The organism is Binatus sp. (SeqCode) (assembly GCF_036522015.1).
Lineage (GTDB): Bacteria > Desulfobacterota > Binatia > Binatales > Binataceae > Binatus.
On sequence record NZ_DATDGQ010000002.1, the window covers coordinates 1 to 2,118 of the forward strand.

The window sequence follows — 2,118 nt, forward strand, 5'->3', positions numbered from 1 at the left end:
GTTTGCGCCTGCCGATCAGAAATCATACGCGCGCAGCGTGATGGCGCTGTGGAAGCTGCCGCATCGCGAGGAGCGATACTGCGCGATCACGTTCGCCCGCCGCCATGAACAGTTCATCACGCCCGCCTCTCTGCCGCTCTACGAGCGCATGATCCGCGAAGGTGCATGGTGGGATTTCGTCGATGAAATAGCTGTGAACCTGGTCGGCGCCGTATACACAAATTTCCGCGCGCAAACCCGGCCCGTTATCGAACGATGGATCGACGACAAAGACATGTGGATCCGCCGCACCGCCCTGCTCTCTCATATGAAGCACAAGCATCAGGCCGACGCGGCGCAACTGTTCGAGCACTGCCTCAAACTCTCGCATGAGCGGGAATTCTTCATCCGCAAAGCGATCGGATGGGCGCTGCGCGAATACAGCAAGACCGACCCGCGCGCGGTGCGGGCATTCCTGACGAAGAATCGCAAGCGGCTGTCGAACCTCAGCTACACTGAGGGCTCGAAGCATCTCGCGCGAGCGAGCCGACAATCCACTTGATCGAATGTGAAACCCGCGGTGGGTTTCATTTTTCACTGCTTCCTTCGGCAGGGTAACCCCTGCACCTTAGTACCAGGCGACTCTCACGGAATGCTCTTTACGATCTTGCGGTACTCGTCCTCGTTGAACGCGCGATGCGTCTCGGTGCGCACGTTTCCCTGCGCGCCGACTGTCAGCGCCAGTTGCGCCATCACGTCGTCGTTCGGCGCCTCGACGATGAACATCGAATCGTACTGCCCCATCATCGAGTAGAAATCCTTCACCTTGGCGCCGTGCTGACTGAAGGTCTTCTTCGCCGCATCGACCCGATCGGGCGAACCTCGAAGATGGTCGAGGCCCTGATGAGTCAGATGGAAAAACACCACGTAATGAGGCATCGCACTTACCTCCCGGGATTTCTTCGGAATATCGCACATCGGAAAGTTGACGGCCAATCTCGGCAACCTAACCCCTAACCCCTTCCCCTGGTGGAAGGGGGACCGGCTTTCTGCGATCACTATGGCCCGCAGCGCATCGGCGCGGTACAATGCTTATTCTTACAAGGAAGGTATTCGTCACATGGAACGTGTTGAATTAGCGCGCGAAATCGAAGGCGTCCAGGTCCCGGCCGGAAACAAGATGATGCTGGAAAAGGGCCTCGAAGCCTTTATCACGCAATCGCTCGGCGGAACCTTCACGCTGCAAGTTCCCGCGTACGGCGGCCTGTTTCGCGTCGCCGGCAAGGACGCCGACGCGCTCGGCAAAACGCCCCAGGATGCTGGCGTCGTCTCAGCGTCGGGCGGCGGCGACCTGGAAGCGATGGTCTGGGAGCAGCTCAAGACCTGCTTCGATCCCGAAATCCCCGTCAACATCGTTGACCTCGGCCTCGTCTATGGAATGGAAGTGAAGGATGCGGACGACGGCACCAAGAAAGTCGAAGTCAAGATGACGCTGACGGCGCAGGGCTGCGGCATGGGCGCGTCGATCGCGACTGACGCGCGTCACAAGATCATGAGCCTGCCGGGAGTGTCGGAGGCGGACGTCGATTTGGTCTGGGATCCGCCATGGACGCCGCAGATGATCTCCCCCGAAGGCCGCGAGCGCTTAGGGATCGACTGATCGACACGCCATGAAGCGAACTCGACTCGCGTTGTATTGGTTTGTTCTTACCTTTCCCGTGTCGGTGACTCTTGGGTGCCTTTTCGATTACCTCTTTTGGAATGACACTTCACCAATCGAGCGAACATTAGTGAGCGGCTTCCTGCTTGGCGGGACTATGTTGCTAGCCGGCTGGTGGCTGGGACTTCCAATTTTTGGATCGGTCTCAGACTCCTCGAATCAGGATCGCGACTCGATGCGTTGACTTGGCCTACCGCGTCCGATAATTGTGTTCGTTCGGCATAGCGATGTTTGCAATAGTAAAGACAGGCGGAAAACAGTATCGCGTCGGCGTCGGCGACCAGATTACGGTCGAGCGGCTCGCCGGCGAGGTTGGCGCGGCAATCTCACTTGACCAGGTGCTGGCAGTCGGCGGCGAAGCGCCCAAGATCGGCACGCCGGTGGTCGCGGGCGCGTCGGTGACGGCGAAGATCCTCCAG

The 2,118-nt window shown here is 59.2% G+C and carries 4 protein-coding genes; 3 read left to right on the forward strand and 1 reads right to left on the reverse strand.

Annotation, left to right across the window (positions count from 1 at the left end; translation table 11 throughout):
• On the forward strand, positions 1-541 hold a 541-nt coding region (locus tag VIW95_RS00015), incomplete at its 5' end, for a DNA alkylation repair protein (protein ID WP_331582692.1).
• A gap of 83 nt (positions 542-624) precedes the next feature.
• Here the strand turns inward: VIW95_RS00015 and VIW95_RS00020 are convergent.
• Positions 625-918 carry a GYD domain-containing protein gene (locus VIW95_RS00020; RefSeq protein WP_331582694.1) on the reverse strand — a complete coding sequence of 98 codons (294 nt, stop codon included), beginning with the start codon at positions 916-918 and terminating at the stop codon, positions 625-627.
• Positions 919-1,099: 181 nt separating this feature from the next.
• Here VIW95_RS00020 and sufT point away from each other — a divergent pair, with 181 nt between their 5' ends.
• Together sufT and rplU are read left to right on the forward strand one after the other, a co-directional pair.
• Positions 1,100-1,639 carry a putative Fe-S cluster assembly protein SufT gene (gene sufT / locus VIW95_RS00025; protein WP_331582697.1) on the forward strand — a complete coding sequence of 180 codons (540 nt, stop codon included), beginning with the start codon at positions 1,100-1,102 and terminating at the stop codon, positions 1,637-1,639.
• A gap of 287 nt (positions 1,640-1,926) precedes the next feature.
• The coding region (rplU, locus tag VIW95_RS00030; RefSeq protein ID WP_331582699.1) for a 50S ribosomal protein L21 at positions 1,927-2,118 on the forward strand (192 nt) is incomplete at its 3' end.

Bases quoted from the DNA above. Each gene is read 5' to 3' on its own strand.
- sufT (WP_331582697.1), top strand. From the start codon at position 1,100: ATGGAACGTGTTGAATTAGCGCGCGAAATCGAAGGCGTCCAGGTCCCG.
- VIW95_RS00020 (WP_331582694.1), bottom strand. From the start codon at position 918: ATGCCTCATTACGTGGTGTTTTTCCATCTGACTCATCAGGGCCTCGAC.